The sequence below is a fragment of the Hyalangium sp. genome, assembly GCF_035629615.1.
Classification (GTDB): domain Bacteria; phylum Myxococcota; class Myxococcia; order Myxococcales; family Myxococcaceae; genus Hyalangium.
This window is the reverse complement of record NZ_DASPHO010000144.1, coordinates 1-19,485: the sequence shown is the minus strand read 5'-3', so window position 1 is coordinate 19,485 and position 19,485 is coordinate 1. Positions and strand designations below refer to the sequence as shown.

Genomic DNA, 19,485 nt, shown 5'->3' with positions numbered 1-19,485 from the left:
CGCAACCCGTACGCCTGAAGTGGTAGGGGGTGAGGTAGGACACGCGTCCTGGACGGAGTGTCGGGCAGGTGACGGGGCGGGCGTTGGACGGAGACCGGGCAAGGGGGCGAGGGTCGCTTGGTTTTGCGGGGTGCCTGCGTATCCTCCCGCGCCTCGATGGCGTCCGCTCCCTCTCCTGTTCCCGCTGCCTCCCCTGGGCCCGAGCCTGTGCTCTCGGCGGTCCTCGAGCCCCAGCGCGAGCCGAGCCCACGGCTGCTGCTCGGACTGCTGCTGGTGGCGGCCCTGGTGCCACGGCTGGCCGTGTTCCCGATCAACGAGAACCTGTACGGGGACGCGGTGGTGCGCACGGAGCTGGCGGAGCGCTGGGTGGAGTCGCCGCACCTCATCCGCTCGTTCAGCGATGGGGCCCAGCAGTTCGGGCCGCTGCACCTGTACCTGGTGGGCGCGGTGTTGAAAGGGGTGGATCGGGAGCATGCCGGCCGGGCGGTGAGCCTGCTGTTCGGCGTGCTGTCCGTGGTGCCGCTGTTCGCGCTGACGCGGCGCTTCTTCGGCTGGCGTGCAGGGGTGTGGGCGTGCCTGGCCTTCTCTGTCTGGGGCATGCACCTGCAGCTGTCCACGACGGCGGCCAGCGAGGCGGTAGCGCTCTTCTTCATGCTCGGTGTGTTCGCGCTCTTCGCGCAGGCGCTCGAGGAGAACCGGTTCGGTCCGCTCTTTGGCGCGGCGATGGTGCTGAACCTGGCGTGCGCCCTGCGCTACGACGCGTGGATGTACGTTCCCCTGCTGGCGGTGATGCCGCTGCTGTGGCGGCAGGACAAGGTGGCGGGCTTGACGATGGCGGTGTCCTTCGGCCTGCTGTGCCTGCCGTTCCCGCTGTGGTGGATGCAGGGGAACGAGCTGGCCCACGGAGATCCGTTCTATCCCGTCACGTACATCGACGCGTTCCACCAAAGCTGGGTGGCGAGCTCGGGCGGCGGGGCGAAGGACTGGTGGCTGCGCGTGCAGGGGCTGGGGTTCTGGCCTGGGAGCGCGCTCTTCACGCTGACGCCGGGTGTGGCGCTGCTGGGCGGGCTGGGCATGTGGAAGGCCTGGCGCGAGCGGCCGGAGCTGCGGTGGCTGGTGCTCGCGGCGCTGGTGCCCACCGCGTATTACACCCTCCGGGCGGCGGTGCTGCTCAACTTCCTCCCGATCGGGCGCTTCACGGTGACTCAGGTGGTGCTGTTGCTGCCGTTCGTCGCGCTGGGATTCTGGGAGTGTGTTCGGGCCTGGGGAGCGCGGGCGGGCAGGGCCGTGGCGGGGGCGAGCATCGCGCTCGCGGTGGTGATGCCGGTGGCGCTGGGGCTGTCTACTTTCCGAGTGGAAGGGGGCTGGCGTGATGTGCTGAGGCCCGTGAGCCCGACCTCCACCAACCCTCAGCCGGTGATGCAGGCGGCGCGGTGGCTCGAGGCAGAGGTGGCGGAGAAGGGGAAGGCCCTGGTGCTCGACAGCGACGATCGGTACCTGGACCTGCAGCTGGGCTTCTTCGTCGGCCTGCCGGAGGAGCGAGTGGTGCGCGTGCGCTGGCCTGACTTCCGGCAGCGGTTCGAGCAGGAGCGGCCGGAGTACCTCGTGCGCTTCGATGACGGGGCGCTCACGCGCGAGCCGTGGGTGAAGCTGGCGGGCCGGACCTTGGTGCTCGGCGACGCCACCTACGAGGAGCTGGATGGCTTCTCGCCGCCTGTGCACGTCTACCGGCGGCGCTAATCCATCGAGGACTGTCAGGGCCTGGAGCGGGGTTTGGGTGCCTGGCGCTTCTTGCGGAAGAACTCCACCTGCCACTGCTTCACGGCTGCCTCGTGGCACTCCCGCGTGGGGCAGAAGATGTGCGTGCCGTCGTTGCGCGAGACGAAGAAGAGGTCCTCGCATTCCTGCGGGTGCAGCGCGGCCTGCAGCGCGGCAGCTCCCGGGCTCGCGATGGGGCCTGGGGGCAGCCCTGTCATGGTGTAGGTGTTGTAGGGGTGCTCGGTCCTCAGATCCTTCCGGGTGATGTTCTTCGAGAGCACTCCACGCAGCCGCATCGAGTAGAGGACCGTGGGGTCCGTCTCCAACTTCATCCCGAGCGCGAGCCGGTTGTGGAAGACGCAGGAGATGCGAGGGCGCTCCTCAGGGGTGCCGGTCTCCTTCTCCACGATGGAGGCGAGCGTGAAGGTCTCCAGCACGTCCAGCTTCACCCCCTCCTTTCGCTGGGCATCGGCGCGCCGGTACTCCTCGAGGGCCCGGCTCACCATCCTCGTGAGCACCGCCTCCTCCGTGGCCTTGCGGGTGAAGCTATAGGTGTCCGGGAAGAGGAAGCCCTCGATGGAGCCCGCGGGCACGCCGCTCTCCGCCAGGAAGCTCTGGCTCGAGATCAGCTCCTCCAGCTTGCGCAGGTCCAGCTTCAGCTCTGAGCCCGCGAGGATGGGGAGGATCTCCTCGGCCCGCAGGCCTTCAGGAACGGTGAACCGGTACGCCTTCACCTGGCCAGAGCGGATCTTCTCGAGCGCCTGCACGGGCGTGAAGGTGTCCGTGAACTCGTACTCCCCGGCCTGGAGCCTCGGGCCCAGCCCTTCCCGGCGGATATAGAGGTAGAGCAGATCCGCGTCCGAGACGACGCCCGCTTCCTCAAGCAGCCGGGCCACCGCCTTGGGGCCCGTGCCTGGGGGGATGTCCACCGTGACGGGCCCGGGGAGGGTCATGGGAGTCGTGGCGAACGCGGTGACGCGCTGCTCGCGCCACACGTGCCAGCCACCCGCAGCCGCGCCCGCGAGCACTCCCAGGACGAGGAGCGCGAGGAGGGCCTTTCTCACTCAAGGCTCCGGATCGTAGTCGTCGGCATGCAGGTCGGCGACGGAGCGCTTGGCATCCAGCCAGCCCTGGAGGATGAACTGCGCGGCCACCTGGTCGATGACCTGACGGCGCTTGGCTCGCGAGAGGTCCGCTTCGAGCAGGGTACGCTCCGCGGCCACGGTGGACAGGCGCTCGTCCCAGAACTCCACCTCCACGCCGAGCGCCTGGCCCGCCACTTCAGCGAACTTCCGGGAGGCCTCGGCGCGAGGGCCCTCGGTGCCGTTCATGTTGAGGGGTAGGCCCACCACGATGCGGGACGCCTCGTGCTCGCGTGCCAGCTCGGCCAGGGCCGCGAGGTCCGCCTTGAGGTTGGTGCGCCGTACCGTGGTGACGGCCTGAGCCGTCAGCCCGAGCCCGTCCGAGATGGCCACCCCAATGGTCTTCGTACCCACGTCCAGGCCCAGCGTCCGCATGGCCGGGGGAATCTAGTCCTCCTCAAGTTCCTCCGTCAGCCGCTCTCGCCCACCGCCATCTCCCGCCGTGGACCCACCCCGTCCGCAGTGCGAGACGACTCCCAGCCGGTAGGGAGGCTAACTGGCTGAATTCGTTGAGCGTGCTGCAGGCGAAGGTCTCGGCATCGCCGCTGCAATGGGCATGGCTCACCGAATGCGCGGCGACTTGCTTCTCAACCCTATCCCGCCGCGCGGGAGGCAACATGCTCGACTTCATCAAGAATGCAGTGAACACGTTGGCCGGTCCGATGGCGACCGTGGTCGACTTCGCGGGGGACAAGCTGGGTCTTCCCCCTTTGCTGACGAACTCCATCAAGGCCGCCGCCGGGGTGATGACCGGCAATGTGATGTTGGCCGCCAGTGGCGCAATGGGCGTCGTCTCGGAGCTGCAGAAGAATCCGGCGGCTGAGACGGAGTTCTACCCGTCCCGAGACGCGGCCAAGGCCCAGGAAGGCTATGCGCCCGCCGCGCAGAAGGCCGCCACCACCACCACCGGCTACCTGGAGCCGAGGGTCCTCGAGTACCAGGAGGCGCTGCGCACCATCGCCGCCAACTTCGGCATCCTCGACACGCTCAGCGGCAAGAAGGACTCGAAGATCGACCAGCGCACGCTCCTGCTGGCCGCGCAAAACCCGAGCCTCTCACCCGAGCTGCGAAACGCCGCGCGCTTCCTGCTCGAGCACCCCGAGTACCGCCACATGGTGGACACCGCGAACAAGGGCGGCTCGGTGGACGGCACGATCAGCCAGCAGGATGTGCAGAAGGCGCTGAAGAAGGTGAACGACGACATCGCGAACTACGGCGTGCGCCAGCCGTCGACGCCCGCGCCGTCCACTCCGCCGGCGCCGTCCACTCCGCCCGCGACGCCGGCCCCCAAGCCCGGTGGGAGCCGAGAGCCTTCGGGCAGTGTGAACGACATCATCAACAACCCGCACATGAGCATGGAGGAGAAGCTCCAGGCCGTCCTCATGCTGATCTCCCGCGACACGGACGACGAGATCCTCGACGTGATGAAGGAGATGTCGAGCATCCGCGACGAGCGCGCGAAGCTGGGGACGGATGACACGGGCCGGGCGGGCGCAGCGAAGCTGGAGACGAGCATGGAACACCTGAACCTGCGCCTCCAGAAGCTGATGGAGAAGCGCAAGCAGATGTTCGATCTCATGAGCAACATCTCCTCGAAGTTCAACGAGATGGCCAAGCAGGCCATCCAGAACCTGGGCCGGGCCTGAGCCGCCATGGGACGCGTCATCAAGTACCAAGGAGACACGACGATGGAGATTCGGACCGAGACGGTGGGGAAGCTGAAGGCGTTCGCGCGAGGCGAGGTGACCTGGGCGGAGGTGGAGGGGATGACCTTCGAGGAAGCCAAGGCCATCGCCCAGGTGGGGTGTGAGCTCGCCGCGGCGGGCCGCTTCGAGGAGGCGCGAATCCTCTTCGAGGGGCTCGTCGAGGGGAACCCGAAGGATGCGGCGAGCCGGGCGGCGCTCGGCACCGTGTACCAGAAGCTGGGGCGGCTGCAGGAGGCCATCTCCGAGTACAGCGCCGCGCTGGAGCGTGATCCGCGCAACCCGGTGGCCCTGGTCAACCGGGGCGAGCTCTACCTGCGGCAGGGCCTGCGCCAGGGCTTCACGGATGTGGCCAGCGCGGTGGAGGCCGATCCGCACGGAGACACCTCGGCGGGCCGTCGCGCCCGGGCCCTGGTGAAGGCCATCACGCTCGTGGCGGTGGAGAAGCTGAAGGGGAGCCCGCAGGCGTAGCGTTGCGGCTGGGGGAAGGGGGTGATCAGGCGGCCGCCGGGCCGTGGCGAGGTTCCGGCGGAGGCAGCGGGTGGGTGGGTCCTGGTGGGAAGAAGGACATGGCAGCGGCCCACCCACCTGCTGCGGTTTTCAGGGCACGGAGATATCGGTGATGCGCTCGCCGACAGGTGGGTGGGTCAGGCCCTTGATGACGATCCACTGGGGAGGCACGGGGTCCATCTTGTTCACCCGCGCGGCCTTCACCAGCATCTGGCGGAACGTGGCGGGGTCGTTCGTGAGGCGCAGGGCATAGCGGTCCGCCTCGCGCTCCCGCTCCCGAGAGAACGCCGCGGAGACCGGCGCGGCCGTCAGCATCACCGAGAAGTACAGCAGTGAGAGCAGGGGCAGGGTGCGGATGTCCGCGAAGCGGGTGGAGCCGAACCAGCCCCGCGCCGCCGCTCGCCGCAAGAGCCGGTCAATGGTGAAGAGGAAGGCCACCAGCGCGAGCGCGGAGGCAATCCGGTTGGGCCACTGGGGCTCGTTCACGTGGCCCGCCTCGTGGGCGACCGCGGCCAGGATCTCGCCCTCGGTGAACTGCTGGAGCAGCACATCGTTGAGCACGATGGTGCGCGTGGGGCCCTGGCCCGCGAAGTAGGCCTGCACGCGCTTCGAGGCGACGGACGTCTTCTCCACCACGATGTCCGCGAAGGTGATGTCCGCCCGCGCCAGCAGCTCGGTCATTCGGGTGCGGAGAGGCCCCGCCTCCAGCGGCGTCTGGTCGAAGTACGCGCGGCTGCGGTACGGGTCGATGACCGCGGACACCAGCACGAGGACCAGCGCCATGGGCACGCCTAGGACGAGCCACCAGCGCCGGAGTCGGCGCGCCAGGCCATAGACGCCGAGCACGAGCGAACAGACGAGGACCACGCCCGCAAGCACATCCTTGAGTACGTCCTTGGCGTATGTCAGCGGGGTGTACGCCGACATGCCGTAGCGGTGCTCGAGGATGTAGCCGAAGTAGATGTCCGTCGGGAGGAAGACGAGCTTGTAGGTCAGGTCGATGCAGAGACCGAAGAGCAGCGCCGTGCCCCAGCCCGGCTCACCCCAGAGCTTGTCCAGCACCTGGAGGAGCACTCGGATGCCCGGCGTCCTCCGGAGGAACGAAAGCCGGGTGTCGAGCCCCGAGGCCGCCCGCTGGGCGAAGCGGTAGAAGGGTCCGTTCAGCGGCCCGAGCACGAGCGCCAGGTACCCCAGCAGCAGGAAGGGGTTCGCCGCCGCTCGGATGTAATACGGCAGGTGGTACGCCTTGATCTCGGCGAGCTGCTCAGGCGTGAAGATGGGCTCCATGGGCTGGGCGAGAGGCTATGCCGTCTCGCCCCATGGTGCCCAGCCGCCCCACGGGAGTCCTCGGCTAGGAGTGCGGCTCGGACTCAGGCTCGGGCGGCGGTGCGGCGTCCTGCTCGGCATCCGCGTCCGCCAGCAGCAGCTCCCTCACCTTGCGAAGGCTCTCCCGCGTGCGATCCACGAAGGCGTTCTGCGAGCCGATGCGCTCGGCGGCCTCCAGCGTCCGCTCGTAGATGTTGATGGACTTGGTGAGCAGCACGCGGATCTTCTTGCGCAGCTCCTGCCGGTACACCTGCGCCTCCACCGCGTCCAGCTCCGGCGGCGCCGGCGTGTGCACCATGTGCTCGTACAGGTTCTCGTACATCGCGCCGATCTGCGCGCCCGAGGCCGTGGCCCAGTAGCCATTCCCCACACGGATGGAGCGCAGGTAGTGGCCCTGCGAGGACAGCAGCAGCTCGGCCTTGTAGTTGAGGTCCTCGGCGAGCTTGTCCGTGCCCTTGGACGGCTCCAGCTTCACCGACTCGTAGTGCAGCCGGTAGACCTCTCCGATGAAGAAGTGCGCCTGGGCCGGGAAGTAGTCCTCCACCTCGTCCTTGTCCGAGAGCGCCTCGTACTCGCTGAGCGCCGTGCGCAGCGTGGTCTCGGCCAGCTCGGTGCGGCCCCCCTCCAGCTCGCAGATGCCCTGCTGCACCCGCGCCTCCATGCGGCGGCCTGCTGGGATGTCCTTCCGGTGGGCGAGGGTGGCGAGCAGCTCCGCCGCCTCACTGAAGCGCTCCAGGTGGTACTGCGTCTCCGCGACGCGGAAGGCCGCCTCCAGCGCGTCCCCCTGGCCCTTCGCCGCGTCCGCCAGCTCCGAGAAGCGGTGGTAGGCCTCCTCCCACGCCTTGAGCCGCTGGTGCGAGAGCCCCGCGTTGTAGAGCGCCTCCTTCCGGTGCGAGCTCTGGGGGTAGAAGTCCACCAGGCGCCCGAAGTACCGCGCCGCCTGCTTGAAGTCCCCTGCCGCGAACGCTGACGTGCCGCCCGCGAACAGCTCCTCGTCGTTCAGCTTCTCCAGCTCGAGATCCGCCGTCACCTCGACCGGATCGAACTGGAGCTCCTGCCGCGGAAGCTTCCCGTCCTCCCGCACGGCCGTCCCTGTCGTCCGGCAGCCAACGAGGCTCACGACTCCCACCAATACCCACCATTGCCATGTGCCCGACATGTGCGTCCTCTCGCTCATGTTCACCGTCCAGGCTCGCTCGAGCCGACGCCCTCACCGACAGCGCCGGCCCGCACGGAGTTCCGTTGTGTGCGCGGCCCCCAGCTTAATGCGCCTGCGGCGTTCTGGCTCTCCTGGCTGCCGGGTCGAGCGGCGAGCACGTGACAGAACCACCCTGAAGCACACCGGGAGTCAGGGGACCTGCTCGTCTCCCATGAGGTAGCGGCCGGTGCGCCAGAGTGCGGTGAGGTCATGTACGTCCAGCTCGAAGCGGGGCACCTGGATGAGGGGCGTGTCGGGGCAGGCGGCCGAGAGCTGGGCAATGGCGCGCGCATCCTGCTCGGCCAGCACCTTCAGCTCCTCCAGCGTCTCCTCCACCTTGGTGCGGCGGCTGCGTGTCAGCCGGGCCGCGTCCTCCCAGAGCGCCCGCGAGGGATGCGGGTGGACGCGGTTCACCACCAGCGCCAGCACCTCCATCTGGTTCTGCTTCAGCAGCGTGCGGAAGTGCGTCACCTCGTCGAGCCGCTCCGGGTGCGGGCCGGTGACGAGCACGAAGCCCGTCTGCTCGTCCTTCAGCAGATCGCGCACGCCTCGGGCCCGCTCTTTGAAGCCCTCGTTCATGGAGGAGATGGCCAGCATGAAGCTGGACAGCTCCTGGAGCGTCTCCACGCCGGTGAACTTGGAGAGCGTCTTCGCCATGTAGCTGCTGCCGAGGTTGAAGAGGGACAGGCCGATCTTCCCTGCCTTGAGCGCCGGGGTGAGCAGCCACTTCGCCGCCTCGTTGTCCAGGAAGTCGAGGATGCGGTTGGGCGCGTCCAGGAAGTCCAGCGCGTGCGCCGTGGGCGGCGTGTCCAGGACGATGAGCTCGTAGTTGCTGCGGCGGCGCAGCTCCCAGAGCTTCTCCAGGGCGATGTACTCCTGACTGCCCGCCAGCGCCGTGGAGAGCGACTGGTAGAAGCGGTTGGAGAGGATGCGCTCACGCTGCTCGGGTGGGGCGAACCGGGTGATGAGGTCGTCCCACGTCTGCTTCATGTCCAGCATCATCGCGTGCAGCGAGGCCTTGGGCTTCACACCCAGCCCCTCGAGCACCTGGGCCTGCACCTGCGTCTCCGTGTTGCCCAGGGCGCTGAGCCCCAGCGAGTTGGCCAGCCGCTTCGCCGGATCGATGGTGCACACCAGGCTGGAGCGGCCCTCCACCGCGGCGCGCAGGGCCAGCGTCGCCGCCACCGTGGTCTTCCCCACGCCGCCCGAGCCGACGCACACGAGGACGCGCTTCTTCGCGAGCGCGGGGGCGAGAGAGTCCGTGCTCATGAGGCCCCCGTCACCAGGGGCTCGAGGTGCCCCATCACCTGCTCGATGGCCTTGCGCCCGAAGGCGGGGGTGAAGATCCGAGGCACCGGGTACACGGGCACGTGGAGGTTGCGCTCCAGCTTCGTCCCGGCAAGCTCCGCCAAGGAGGCCCGATCGTGGTGCGCCTTTGTCACCCGGTGCAGCTCCGGGCTCCCCGAGAGGGCCTCCAGATCCCCGTCGGTGAAGCGATCTGGGAAGGTTCCATTGAGGACGGCGGCGTGGGTGCGGATGTGGACCTGGTCCCGCAGCGCCGCGTGCAGCTCCAGCGCCTCGTTCACCGGCAGCTCCTCCGGCATGGCCACCAGCACCGCCGCGGTGACCTGGGGGTCCACCAGCAGATCCTTCATCTTCAGCGCCTCGCGCGTCATCGGGCCGGGCGGCAGCGTGCGCAGCAGCACCTGGGGCACGTTGAGGAAGGTGATGGCGTGCCCCGTGGCCGGCGCGTCCAGGACGATCGTCTCGTAGCGATCCCTCCCATCCGGCAGCTTCTCCTGCAGGTGGTAGAGGATCTTCCCCAGCATCACCAGCTCCTGCAGCGAGGGGATGAAGCGCAGGAAGTAGCGCACCACGCGGTTCTCGAAGACCGTCTTGTAGAGCGTCTCGAAGCGCAGGACCATGAGCGCGTACTCGCGCATGGCCTCCTGGGGCCGCACGTCCACCGCCCACAGGTTCTCTTCCAGCAGGGTGACGGTGGGGCCCACGGGCGGGCGCTCCAGGAAGCGGCTGATGCGCTCCTGGGTGTTCACCTCGCACACGAGCGTCCGCCGGCCGGCGCGAGCCGAGCGCAGGGCCAGCGCGGCGGAGACAGTGCTCTTCCCCACGCCACCCTTGCCGGAGACGATCCACAGGCGCTTGTCGAGCAGGCCGGCCATAAAAGAGCGGCGAACCGTAGGGATGGCCCCGTCCCCTGTCAACGCGCTCCGTGACTCGGTGGACCCTGCTTGACACGTCGCGTTGGCACCCTCCACAGTGCGGCCCCACGACCATGCTCAAGAACAACCCGGTGATGAAGAAGCTGGTGGAGACGGGCGAGGAGCGAATCGGCAAGATCGCCCAGCAGCTTCTCTCCAATGAGAAGTTCGTCGCGACGGTGCAGGGCATCGTGGCGCGCTCGCTCGCGGCCAAGGGGACGCTGGATACCGCGCTGCGCACGGCGCTGTCCGCGATGAACCTGCCCTCCACCGCGGATCTGGAGATCCTTCGCTCCAAGGTGGAGGACCTGGAGAAGCTGCTCACCTCCGTGGAGAGCAAGGTCGACACGCTGGTGGACGCCAAGAAGAAGTAGGCCGGCCATGCGGCGCATCGCGTTCATCAACGAGAAGGGTGGGACTGGCAAGACGACGCTCGCGGTGAGCACGGCCGCGTGGCTCGCTCAGGAGCGCAAGCTCCGGGTGCTCCTGGTGGATCTGGACACCCAGGGCCACGCGGGCAAGTCGCTCGGGGTGGACGTCCGCACGCTGCCACGCAACGTCTTCCACCTGCTCACCGAAGAGAGCGTGCAGCTGGCGGACGTCGTGCAGCCCACCGCCGTCCCCGGCCTGAGCGTGCTGCCCTCCTATAAGGAGATGGGCGACTTCCCCGTGGTGGTGGCCCAGGATGAGCGCCGCGCCTGGAGGCTGGCCGAGAAGCTCGCCCCGGCGGAGGCGGCCGGCTACCAGGCCATCGTCTTCGACGCGCCACCCTCCATGGGGCTCACCACGCGCAACATCCTCGTGGCCGCCACGGAGGTGGTGGTGCCCGTGGCGCTCACGTACCTGGCGCTGGATGGCTGCGCGGAGATGGTGGAGACGGTGCGCAAGGTGGGCGAGGCCGAGGGACGGCCGGACCTGCGCGTCACCAAGGTGGTGCCCACGCTCTACCGCAAGACGGCGCTGGCGGACGCCATCCTCGAGCGGCTCAAGGCCTACTTCCCGGACGCGCTTGCCTCCACGCCCCTGGGCTTCAACGTCAAGATCGACGAGGCCCAGAGCCACGGGAAGACGATCTGGGAGTACGCCCCCAGCAGCCGCGGCGCGGAGATGCTCGCGGCCATTGCCCGGGAGATCCACGACGCGCCCTCCACCCGGAAGGGGAGGGCACCGCGGGTGGCGTGAGCAGCCCTGGAGGGCGGCTCAGGGCTTGTTCTGCTTGTCCAGCTCCTCGAGCTTCTTCTCCAACTCCTCGAGCCGCTGCGTCAGCGACTGCATGTCGCGGCCGAGCGCCGGGAGGTTGCCGGTGAGGCCCTCGACGGCGTGCTTCACGCGCTCGTCGATCTTCTGCTGCCACTCCTCGAAGGCTCGCTGGCTGGCCTTGAGCAGCTCGGAGGCGCTGATGGTCGCCTTGGCGTTGGGGACAGGGGGCGGATCCTCCGTCTCCTTCTGCTCCAGGGCGGCGGGCTCGTCGCCACGCTTCTCGTCGCGCCGCAGCAGCTTGTCCAGGCGCTGCTCGGCCTCCTCGCGGATGGAGGCCACGCGCGGACTCACTTCCTTCTGGATGAAGCCCGAGATGGACTCGCCCGGGTGGCGGATGATCTCCCGCAGCACCGCCAGCGGCATCTGGTTCTTCTTCTTCTCCTCCTCGAAGATGATCTGGGCCAGCGTCACGGAGGTCAGATCCTCCTTGGTACGGTTATCGATAATCCGTACCTCGACGCCCTCCTTGATCATCGCCGCGATCTCATCGAGCGTGACGTACCGGCTCTCCACGGTGTCGTAGAGCTTCCGGTTGGTGTACCGCTTGATGACCTTCGGCTCCTTGCCACCTGGAGCGCTTGCCTGCTCTGCTTCGCTCATGTTCGGTTCTCTCCGCCCACGTACGGAAGGCTTGCGCGTGAAGCACGGAAACGCTGAACCCTGTAGCAAAGGGGGGTTAGGTGAGCAAGCTGGGTCGGTTGCTTGCTCGCGGTGGGCCCGCGAGACGCCTATACTGCCGGACCTGACCGAATGATCGTCAAGTGCGAGCAGTGCCAGACGCGATTCAAGATCCCCGATGAGAAGGTGACGGACAAGGGGGTCAAGGTCCGCTGCACAAAGTGTGGACATACCTTCCGCGTCACGCGGGAGTCGGTGGCGTCCCCCTCGGGGACGTCGACGCCAGCGGTGCCTCCGCCTGGCGCGGCTCCCTCGGACAGCGGCTTCGATCCTTTTGAGCGGTTTGGCACGGCGCCGGAACCGCCCAAGGGGAACTCCACCAAGCCGGGCTTCTTTGCCGAGGGGGTGGAGGCCACCAAAGCCCCCACGCCCCCCGCTCCCCCGGCCCCAGAGTCCTGGAACAACCCGGACGCTGGCGTGGAGCAGGATTTCTTCCAGGAGACCACCCGGGTCATCCCCCTCCAGGTGCCTCCCGAGGCGCGGCCCCCCGTGCCCTCCTTGCCGCCCCTGCCGTTCGACCTGCCTCCCGCGACAGGTGCACCGGGTGGGGCCGGCCTCCGGCAGAGCACGCCTGCTCCGGGGCAGGGTCTTTCTAGACCCGGGGCTGTCCCGTTCAAGCCGACGGCGTCGGGCCCGGCGCCCTTGCCGGGCGTTCCCAGTGTCGCTCCCTCAATGGCCCCTCTGGGAGCCAGGAGCCTGCCGACCCTCCCGCCCGTCAAACCCCCGGTGCCAGGGGCGAGGCCTCTGGGTGGAGCCGCGCCCAGCGTTCCCAGGACGTTGGCGCCTCCCGCCATGTCGGTTCCGGGGCCTTCTGCCCCCGCGAGCAGCGCCCGCCCAGGGGTGAAGCCCCTCGCGCCGGCGCCCGCTCCCGCAGCCGCTCCGGCGGCGCCGGATGACCTCTTCTCGGAGTTCTTCGCCAAGCCCGCCGGTGGACCGGCTCCCAGGGCCCCGCTGCCCAAGGTGCCGCCGCCCGGGATGCAGGGCTTGTCGCCCGTGGCGGCTCAGGCGCCTGCGCCGGCCTGGCCTGCCCCTGCCCATTCTTCGTTGGGTGCTGAGGAGGGGGAGCCGTTCGGCTCCGTGAGCGGCGAGCTGGGCGAGCCGCCGCCGGATCTCGGTCCTGCACCGGAGTTCGATCCCACGGCCATGTTCTCGGACCCGGCGCCTGTGGCGCCGCCCATGCCCCCGGCTGCGGGCCGGCCGGCAGCGCCTCTCGGGCGGCCCCCTGTGTCTGCGACTCCAGCGCCTGCGCCGAGAGGCCTGGCCCCAGCGGCCATCCCGCCCGCGCCCGCGCCTCGCATGGCACCTCCTGCGATGGCGCCTGCCCCTGCGCCCTCCGCACCGGCCTCGTTTGGTGACGATCCCTTCGGCTCGGCCAACGTCGATCTGGGTGAGCCTCCGGCGGACGAGTTCGGCTTCGGAGCCGCGCCCGCGCCGGCCCCCGCGTTCGCTCCCGCGCCTGCGTCCGCCGAGCCCCTGTCGTTCGCGGACGAGGATCCTTTCGGTTCGCAGGGCGCGGAGCTGGGGGGGCCTGCTGAAGCGCCCGCCGAGTCCGCCCCTGATCCCTTCGCTCCGCCCGAGCCCATGGGCGCGCCTGGGGCAGACGAGTTCGGTCCGTCCTTTGGAGGCGGCATGCCTCAAGAGCAGGCCGCGCCCAGTGCTCCGGACGTTGGCTTCGCGCCTCCGGGGCCCATGGACTTCGGGATGGTGGGAGACGAGCAGTTTCCTCCACCCTCTGAGCCCATGGCTGCTCCGCAGGGCATGTCGGATCCGTTCGCGGCCCCGGCAGAGGGCATGGCGGATCCATTCGGGGCTCCGGCAGAGAGCATGGCGGATCCGTTCGGGGCTCCTGCAGAGGGCATGTCGGATCCGTTTGCGGCCCCGGCTCCTGGTGGAGGCATTCCGGATCCCTTCGCGACGGCGGAGCCAGCCTTCTCGCCCACGATGACGGGCCGCCAGAAGATCGGCCCCTCCGAGGGCTTCCTCACCCAGACGGATACGAGCCATCAGGTCATCAGCCCCACGGAAACCGGGCGCCACATGCTCGACCTTCCTGCTCACGAGGGGGCGGAGCCGGGCCCGGGCGAGGAGTTCGGGGCAACGGGCTCCCGCGAGCTGATCGATCTGCCTTCGCAGCCTTCCGAGTCTGCTCCGGCCGAGAGGCCTGCGCCGACTCTGGCCTCTCCCGCCATTGCTCGCCCCGCGGGTCGTCCCGCGGACATGGGGATCCCCGAGCGGCGCAAGGTCTCCGCGGCCCAGGCTGTGACGGGGCAGGTGGCCTACCTCACCATTGCCGCGGGGCTGCTGCTGGCGCTGACCGCGGTCGGTGGCGTCTACATGAAGGAGGGGAAGGTGGACGCGTCCGCGCTGTCGCCGGACCAGCTCCTGAAGATGCTGACGCCCAGCCAGTTCGCCATGCGTGACGTGACCAATGGCCTCTATGACACGCGTGGCAGCACGCCGATCTTCTATGTCCGTGGGGAGGTGGAGAACCGCTCCTCGAAGCCCGCGCGGGTGAAGGTCCAGGCTGCGCTCTATGACGGGGGGCAGCGGGTGAAGTCCGCGGAGGGCCTTGCGGGGCTGTCACCCACGCCCGAGGAGCTCCATGCCATCACCAGCGCCGAGGCCGCCGCGCAGCTGCGCACCCGCCTGGATGCGGAGGCGACGGTCATTGAGCCCGGGAAGCGCGCCCCCTTCACGCTCGTACTCCAGGAGTACCCCAAGGATCTCAGCGCGTTCCGGCTTCGGGTGACGATGGAGGCAGTGCCCGAGGGGGAGAGCCAACCTTAAGGGAGGGAGACGCCATGCCCACCCAGGAGCAGGCCCGAAATCTCGCGCTCCGGCTTCATGGCCTGAGCGGCGGCACGGCGATCCTCCGCAAGGCCGCCGCGCGCGAGCTGGCCCGGTACGATCCGCTCGACGCCAACGAGCTCATCGACCACCTCATCACCCTGGCGCGCTCCGGCTGGGAGCCCGCCACCCATATCCTGTCCGCCTTCGTGGCGGCGCTGGGCATGGAAGCGGCGCAGATCCCCTACGCGGAGGAACTGCGACGGTTGGCGCAGATCCAGTCTCTGCCCACGGTGGCGGACCTCTTCGCCGAGGGCCCCGCGCGCCAGCAGCTGAATGCGGGCGCAGCGGCCAAGGCGGATGCGCAGGTCTTCACCCAGTCCTTGGGGCACCTCAAGCAGCAGGCGCGCCTGACAAGGGATCCGGATGTGCTCTCGCGGCTGGTCACGGTGAGCAACCCCGCCGTGGTGCGCAACGCCCTCCTCAACCCGCGCCTGACCGAGCCGCTCGTGGTGCGCATGGCCGCGCGCCGCCCGGCCCGGCCCGAGCCGCTGGTGGAGATCTGGAAGTCATCGCGCTGGTCAGCCCGGCACGCGGTGCGCCGAGCGCTGGTCTTCAACCCATACCTGCCGCCGGAGGTGGGGTCGAAGATCGTCCCCCTGCTCAACGCGACGGACCTGGCCGAGCTGGCCTCGGACACCTCCGTGCACCCGTCCCTGCGAGAGCAGGCCACCCGGCTGCTGGCGCAGGGACCCTTGGGCGGGTAGGAGCGTCGCCCAGCCGTTCAGTCCAAGAAGCGGCGGTCCCATCGGCGTGTCTCGTCGGGGGACAGATCAGGCAGACGAGCCCGAGGTTCGAAATACAGCCAAGGTTCGAGGACGCGCGCCAGCTCGCGGTAGGCGGGTAGCAGCAGCCCCTTCTCGGTGTCTCCCGCCTCGGGCCATTCCCCCAGAGTGACGACGGCCCTGCCACCGGTCATCTCCTCGATCGTCGCGCTGGGGTTATGCAGCCGCGAGCGCAGACCTTGGCTTCCGCCTACGGCTCCCAGAACGGGCTGCCCGAGGAAAGTCAGCCAGTGCGGCCCGCGGATCCGCGTCCCCACCTGCCACGAGTACCCTGTCGGGCTGGGAAAATCGATCCCAGGATGGCGGAAGCAGTGCTTGAGGATTTCTTCGGGCACACCCAGCTGTTCCAGCTCGCCATTGAAGGACAGGCCAGCGGAGCCAGAGCAGAAGGGCAGGGGAGAGCCCAGGTCCCGGGCGAGCTCACGCATGCGTGCTGGGCCCTGCTCTTCCAAAAATTCGGTAGGCACCCAGAAACTCGCCTCGCATACGGCATGAGGTTCATGCTGCATGGAAGGGTCCTCGAGATCCTTGCCGTGGTACTCGAAGCGGTAGCGGCAACCCCTCAGCTCCGCGTCGAGCAGCCGGATGATAGGGAAGCGCTGCTCGCGCAACTTGCGTCGCGTGAGGTCCCAGCCCGCGTCATCAAGCTCCTGCTCCTCGCCCTCTGTGTCGACATACCAGCCGAGCGCCTGGGAACCTACGGCGCGGAGATATGTCTCTAGCGAGCGCTCCAGCCCCGGCAGGACGGACTTGTGTGTCTGGCGCATGTAGAAAGTGATTCTCAGGCCCTCGCGCGCCAGGAGGTCGCCGTTCTCTGCGTGGATGCGAATTCTGGGGTAGTGCGTGCTCATCGAGACGCCCCTCCGCGAGGAGAGACGAGCCCTGGCTCCACTCCGAGGAGTTCTTTGTACACCTCTCCTTGAGTGCGGCCTTGGTGAGGTCCGTCAGAGTATTCTCGCCAGCGGGATTGATGGCTGCTCAGGCAAGGAAACTTGAAATCATGGACGGCCTGAATGGAATGAGGGGCGCCTCCAGCGTGTAGGACGAGATCCGGCTCTATGGTGCCCAGCAGCTCGGAGGCCCGGCCCTCGCGAAGCAGGGTTTCTACCTTCTCCGCGGGGAGGTGCTCGACGTCTCCTGTGCGCGCATTGCGGCGGTATCGTGGCTTGATGCTGTATCCATCAGGCTTCAGCTCGCTGAGCTTCTTCTCCACGCACTTCAGGGCTACCTCATGTTGCTCGTTGCCCAATTGCTCGGCACGAGTGATGGGGCGGCCCTTGCGATCCTGGCCAACCTTCTCGTTGCACTCTTCACGCGTCGGCCCCTTCTTCCCGAAGTACCTGCTGATGATCGTTGAGCGTGCGGCATCAGCGCATTCATTCAGTGCCTTCCGGATCTTCTCTTTGAGGGAGGCGTCCAGTGTGTGCGGCAAGCTGTAGACGATGGCTGCGACCTCGCGGGGTGGATACTTTTTGGAACAGTCGCCGCCGCAGGTGCCGTCACCGAGTTCTGCCGGCCATAGCAGGATGATGAGCGGTAGCCATGGACTTGGAGGGATAGGTGGGCGTGGAGCAGGTGATGGAGCCGAAGGAGACGGCACCAATCTCACCGAGGGCACAGGCGGCGTCGCAGGTGGAGGCAGCGGAGTAGCAGGCTGAGATCGTCCCTCTCGACCGACACTCAGTCCCAAGAGCAGCACGAAGAGCGCGAGATTCTTGCCGGATGAACGCACCGTTCTCCTCCAGGGGACAAGCTTGATGTGTGTGCTACGTGTGCTCCTGTAGAGGAGGCTGGGTTGCGCCCAATCAACTCTCGTCGCGGTCGGACGGAGGAAGCGTGGAAGGAGTCGGCAAGGAGGGATTGGGTTCAGGTGTGCGTGGAGGAACTTCGGTGGGAGCGAGCCCCTGCGAAGCGCCACTCGGAGGCTGGCCCCTGACGATGTTGCCAGCGGCTTGATGCACATCTCCCCGGACCTGCACTTGCTTGTTCTTGAACATTGCTGAGGAAAGGGGAGGCGGGCCTGAAGGAGGAACCGTCTCCCGTCCCTCTACGATGTCTCCGCCGGCTTGCGACAGGCTTCCTCCTACATGGAGGTCCTCGTTCTCGAAGGATATGGCGGGTGCGGTGGCCTGCGGCATTGCACGGGTTTGTTGGAACTGGGCGATGAGCACCTCCAGCCGTTCCGCGGAGCCTTGGAGCGCCTCTAGGGCGTTTGGTGGTTGGGCAAAGCGTGCCATGAGTTCCGGTAGACGCTCTACTGTCTGGCTCAGTGTTCCGAAATTCTCCCCAAGCTGCTCGATCAGCATGCCATGAAATGCTTGCCATGCCTGAGTATCAGCGGCCAGTTCTTCGCGAAAGGTGCGGGCCACGGTGCCCAGGAGGTTCTTCTTGAGGAACTCAACGGCCTTCGTGTCATGGTCGAAGAGCAGTGAGTCCAGAGCGCGGTGGAGCGTATCCTCCGCAGTCGCGGGCGTCAGGGAGTCCGTGGGCAATGGAGCCGATTCAGCGACGGCGTCAGCACAGTCGTGAATCAAGTCGAAAGCTAGCAGCTGGGCGTGGGGACCGGCCTTCTCCTTGTGGAGGGTCTTCAACATCTTCGCTGCGCGCCGGATGGCCTTCGCGGCAACTCGCTGGACGTGCGTGCCAGGGACGAGCGCCGAACGCTCCTTCTGCCAGAGTCTGGCCAAGGCCTCCGAAGTCCAGTTGACGCCAATGGCGCCCGCAGAGGCGATCAGCGTTGCATTACCACTGAGAGCGCTGGTTCCGAGCAGCAGGGCTCCAGCCAGGGCTTGTCGAGCATGGAAATCCACGGGCATTATTGGGGCTCCTCGAATTGTCTCAAGGCTTCGATTCGCTGACGCAAGAGTTCCGCAGTCTTCGCTTCTCCTTGCTTGTCGGCATGGGTGGCCAGTTCCTCGAGAGTGACCAATAGAGGAGTCTTGAGATTCTGAGGCACCTGCTGCCAGGACTCGGCCATGGTTCGCGGATCTGGGGAGGCGATGATGGCGGAAACGTACTGTTGTATCAGCATGTGGATGATGCCTTCTTGCGTCAACCAGGGTGGAGGAGGCCCCGCTTTCAGTCGTGGCCAGAGGGCATCGAAGTCGTCTCCACAGATCATCCTGAGTTTCTGCAATTGGCGGGCAGCAAGTTCCTGATACTGCTGATGCTGGAGTTTGGTGAAGAGATTAAAGGCGGTCCAGGCTAACTGTAGGGCCTCTGTGAGGCGCTCCATTCGGCTCCCGTCGTCGAGAGAGGCAACTTCAAGCAAGATATTGGCACGGTTGCCGAACGTCATTGCAAGAGGCAAAGGATCAGGATTGCGAGAGTAGATGCGCAAGACCTCATCAGATAAACCGAGAGCCTGTTGGAGGAGCGAGGCGCGGTCTTTCCCTGGCATGGAGGCGAGCTCGCTGAGGAGGGTGGCACGGTTGTTTTGGGTGGTGGCGTAGTCGAGGGGAGAGGCCTCGGGGGTTCTGAATCGCAGGGCCTCGGCGTAGGCGTCTAGAGCCTGTTGGAGGAGCGAGGCACGGTCTTGCCCTGGCAGGGAGGCGAGCTCGCTGAGGAGGATGGCGTGGTTGTTTTGGGTTTGAGCATAGTCGAGAGGAGAGGCGTCGGGGGTGAGGAAGCGCAGAGCTTCGGCGTAGGCGTCCAGAGCTTGTTGGAAGAGCGAGGCACGGTCTTGCCCCGGCAGGGAGGCGAGTTTGCGGAGGAGGTTGGCGCGGTTGTTTTGGGTTTGGGCGTAGTTGAGGGGAGATGCGTCGGGGGTGAGGAAGCGCAGAGCCTTGGTGTAGGCGTCCAGAGCCTGTTGGAGGAGCGAGGCACGGTTTTGTCCTAGCAGGGAGGCGAGTTCGCTGAGGAGGGTGGCGCGGTTGTTTTGGGTTTGGGCGTAGCCGAGGGGAGAGGCGTCGGGGGTGAGGAAGCGCAGAGCCTCGGCGTAGGCGTCCAGAGCTTGTTGGAGGAGAGAGGCACGGTCTTGCCCCGGCAGGGAGGCGAGCTGACTGAGGAGGGTGGCGCGGTTGTTTTGGGTTTGGGCGTAGCCGAGGGGAGATGCGTCGG

17 protein-coding genes are annotated in these 19,485 nt (G+C 67.6%); 7 read left to right on the top strand and 10 right to left on the bottom strand.

Annotated elements, in window-relative coordinates; translation table 11 throughout:
• Positions 1-207 precede the first annotated feature (207 nt).
• Positions 208-1,740 carry an ArnT family glycosyltransferase gene (locus VD972_RS07350; protein WP_324982816.1) on the top strand — a complete coding sequence of 511 codons (1,533 nt, stop codon included), beginning with the start codon at positions 208-210 and terminating at the stop codon, positions 1,738-1,740.
• Positions 1,741-1,754: 14 nt separating this feature from the next.
• Here the strand turns inward: VD972_RS07350 and mltG are convergent, their stop codons facing one another.
• Both mltG and ruvX read right to left on the bottom strand, forming a co-directional pair.
• Positions 1,755-2,822, bottom strand: a complete 1,068-nt coding sequence (gene mltG / locus VD972_RS07345) for an endolytic transglycosylase MltG (RefSeq protein WP_324982813.1) — start codon at positions 2,820-2,822, stop codon at positions 1,755-1,757.
• The gene (ruvX, locus tag VD972_RS07340) at positions 2,823-3,275 is read right to left on the bottom strand and encodes a Holliday junction resolvase RuvX (protein WP_324982810.1); all 453 of its coding nucleotides are present in this window, start codon (positions 3,273-3,275) and stop codon (positions 2,823-2,825) included.
• A 242-nt stretch (positions 3,276-3,517) separates the two neighbouring features.
• Here ruvX and VD972_RS07335 point away from each other — a divergent pair, with 242 nt between their 5' ends.
• Together VD972_RS07335 and VD972_RS07330 are read left to right on the top strand one after the other, a co-directional pair.
• Positions 3,518-4,546 carry a hypothetical protein gene (locus VD972_RS07335; protein WP_324982807.1) on the top strand — a complete coding sequence of 343 codons (1,029 nt, stop codon included), beginning with the start codon at positions 3,518-3,520 and terminating at the stop codon, positions 4,544-4,546.
• A gap of 6 nt (positions 4,547-4,552) precedes the next feature.
• Complete coding sequence (locus tag VD972_RS07330; RefSeq protein ID WP_324982804.1) at positions 4,553-5,074, top strand: tetratricopeptide repeat protein; 522 nt, start codon at positions 4,553-4,555, stop codon at positions 5,072-5,074.
• A 129-nt stretch (positions 5,075-5,203) separates the two neighbouring features.
• Here VD972_RS07330 and VD972_RS07325 read toward each other — a convergent pair whose 3' ends face one another.
• The 4 genes from VD972_RS07325 to VD972_RS07310 form a co-directional block, all read right to left on the bottom strand.
• Positions 5,204-6,400 (bottom strand): M48 family metalloprotease, encoded by a 1,197-nt coding sequence (locus VD972_RS07325; RefSeq protein ID WP_324982801.1) that lies wholly within the window; start codon positions 6,398-6,400, stop codon positions 5,204-5,206.
• A 64-nt stretch (positions 6,401-6,464) separates the two neighbouring features.
• Positions 6,465-7,598, bottom strand: a complete 1,134-nt coding sequence (locus VD972_RS07320) for a tetratricopeptide repeat protein (protein WP_414653999.1) — start codon at positions 7,596-7,598, stop codon at positions 6,465-6,467.
• Positions 7,599-7,787: 189 nt separating this feature from the next.
• A complete protein-coding gene (locus tag VD972_RS07315) occupies positions 7,788-8,906 on the bottom strand; it encodes an ArsA family ATPase (RefSeq protein ID WP_324982795.1) in 1,119 nt (372 codons plus the stop codon).
• Positions 8,903-9,817 (bottom strand): ArsA family ATPase, encoded by a 915-nt coding sequence (locus tag VD972_RS07310; RefSeq protein ID WP_324982793.1) that lies wholly within the window; start codon positions 9,815-9,817, stop codon positions 8,903-8,905. Before VD972_RS07310 ends, VD972_RS07315 begins: the two co-directional genes overlap by 4 nt.
• Before the next feature lie 113 nt (positions 9,818-9,930).
• On the opposite strand from VD972_RS07310, the gene VD972_RS07305 reads away from it, so the two are divergent.
• Complete coding sequence (locus VD972_RS07305; protein ID WP_324982789.1) at positions 9,931-10,230, top strand: hypothetical protein; 300 nt, start codon at positions 9,931-9,933, stop codon at positions 10,228-10,230.
• A 7-nt stretch (positions 10,231-10,237) separates the two neighbouring features.
• Positions 10,238-11,038 carry a ParA family protein gene (locus VD972_RS07300; protein WP_324982786.1) on the top strand — a complete coding sequence of 267 codons (801 nt, stop codon included), beginning with the start codon at positions 10,238-10,240 and terminating at the stop codon, positions 11,036-11,038.
• 18 nt (positions 11,039-11,056) lie between these two features.
• Here VD972_RS07300 and VD972_RS07295 read toward each other — a convergent pair whose 3' ends face one another.
• A complete protein-coding gene (locus VD972_RS07295) occupies positions 11,057-11,716 on the bottom strand; it encodes a polyhydroxyalkanoate synthesis regulator DNA-binding domain-containing protein (RefSeq protein WP_324982783.1) in 660 nt (219 codons plus the stop codon).
• Between the two features lie 150 nt (positions 11,717-11,866).
• Between VD972_RS07295 and VD972_RS07290 the strand changes: the two genes are divergently transcribed.
• Positions 11,867-14,581 carry a zinc-ribbon domain-containing protein gene (locus tag VD972_RS07290; protein WP_324982780.1) on the top strand — a complete coding sequence of 905 codons (2,715 nt, stop codon included), beginning with the start codon at positions 11,867-11,869 and terminating at the stop codon, positions 14,579-14,581.
• A 14-nt stretch (positions 14,582-14,595) separates the two neighbouring features.
• A complete protein-coding gene (locus tag VD972_RS07285; protein ID WP_324982777.1) occupies positions 14,596-15,348 on the top strand; it encodes a hypothetical protein in 753 nt (250 codons plus the stop codon).
• A gap of 17 nt (positions 15,349-15,365) precedes the next feature.
• Here the strand turns inward: VD972_RS07285 and VD972_RS07280 are convergent, their stop codons facing one another.
• The 3 genes from VD972_RS07280 to VD972_RS07270 all read right to left on the bottom strand — a co-directional run.
• The gene (locus VD972_RS07280) at positions 15,366-16,277 is read right to left on the bottom strand and encodes a DUF3396 domain-containing protein (protein WP_324982774.1); all 912 of its coding nucleotides are present in this window, start codon (positions 16,275-16,277) and stop codon (positions 15,366-15,368) included.
• 954 nt (positions 16,278-17,231) lie between these two features.
• Entirely contained in the window at positions 17,232-18,242 is a 1,011-nt protein-coding gene (locus VD972_RS07275) for a hypothetical protein (protein ID WP_324982771.1), read from the bottom strand.
• Positions 18,242-19,485, bottom strand: a 1,244-nt coding sequence (locus tag VD972_RS07270; protein WP_324982768.1) for a hypothetical protein, incomplete at its 5' end; no start/stop codon positions are given. The genes VD972_RS07275 and VD972_RS07270, both read right to left, overlap by 1 nt.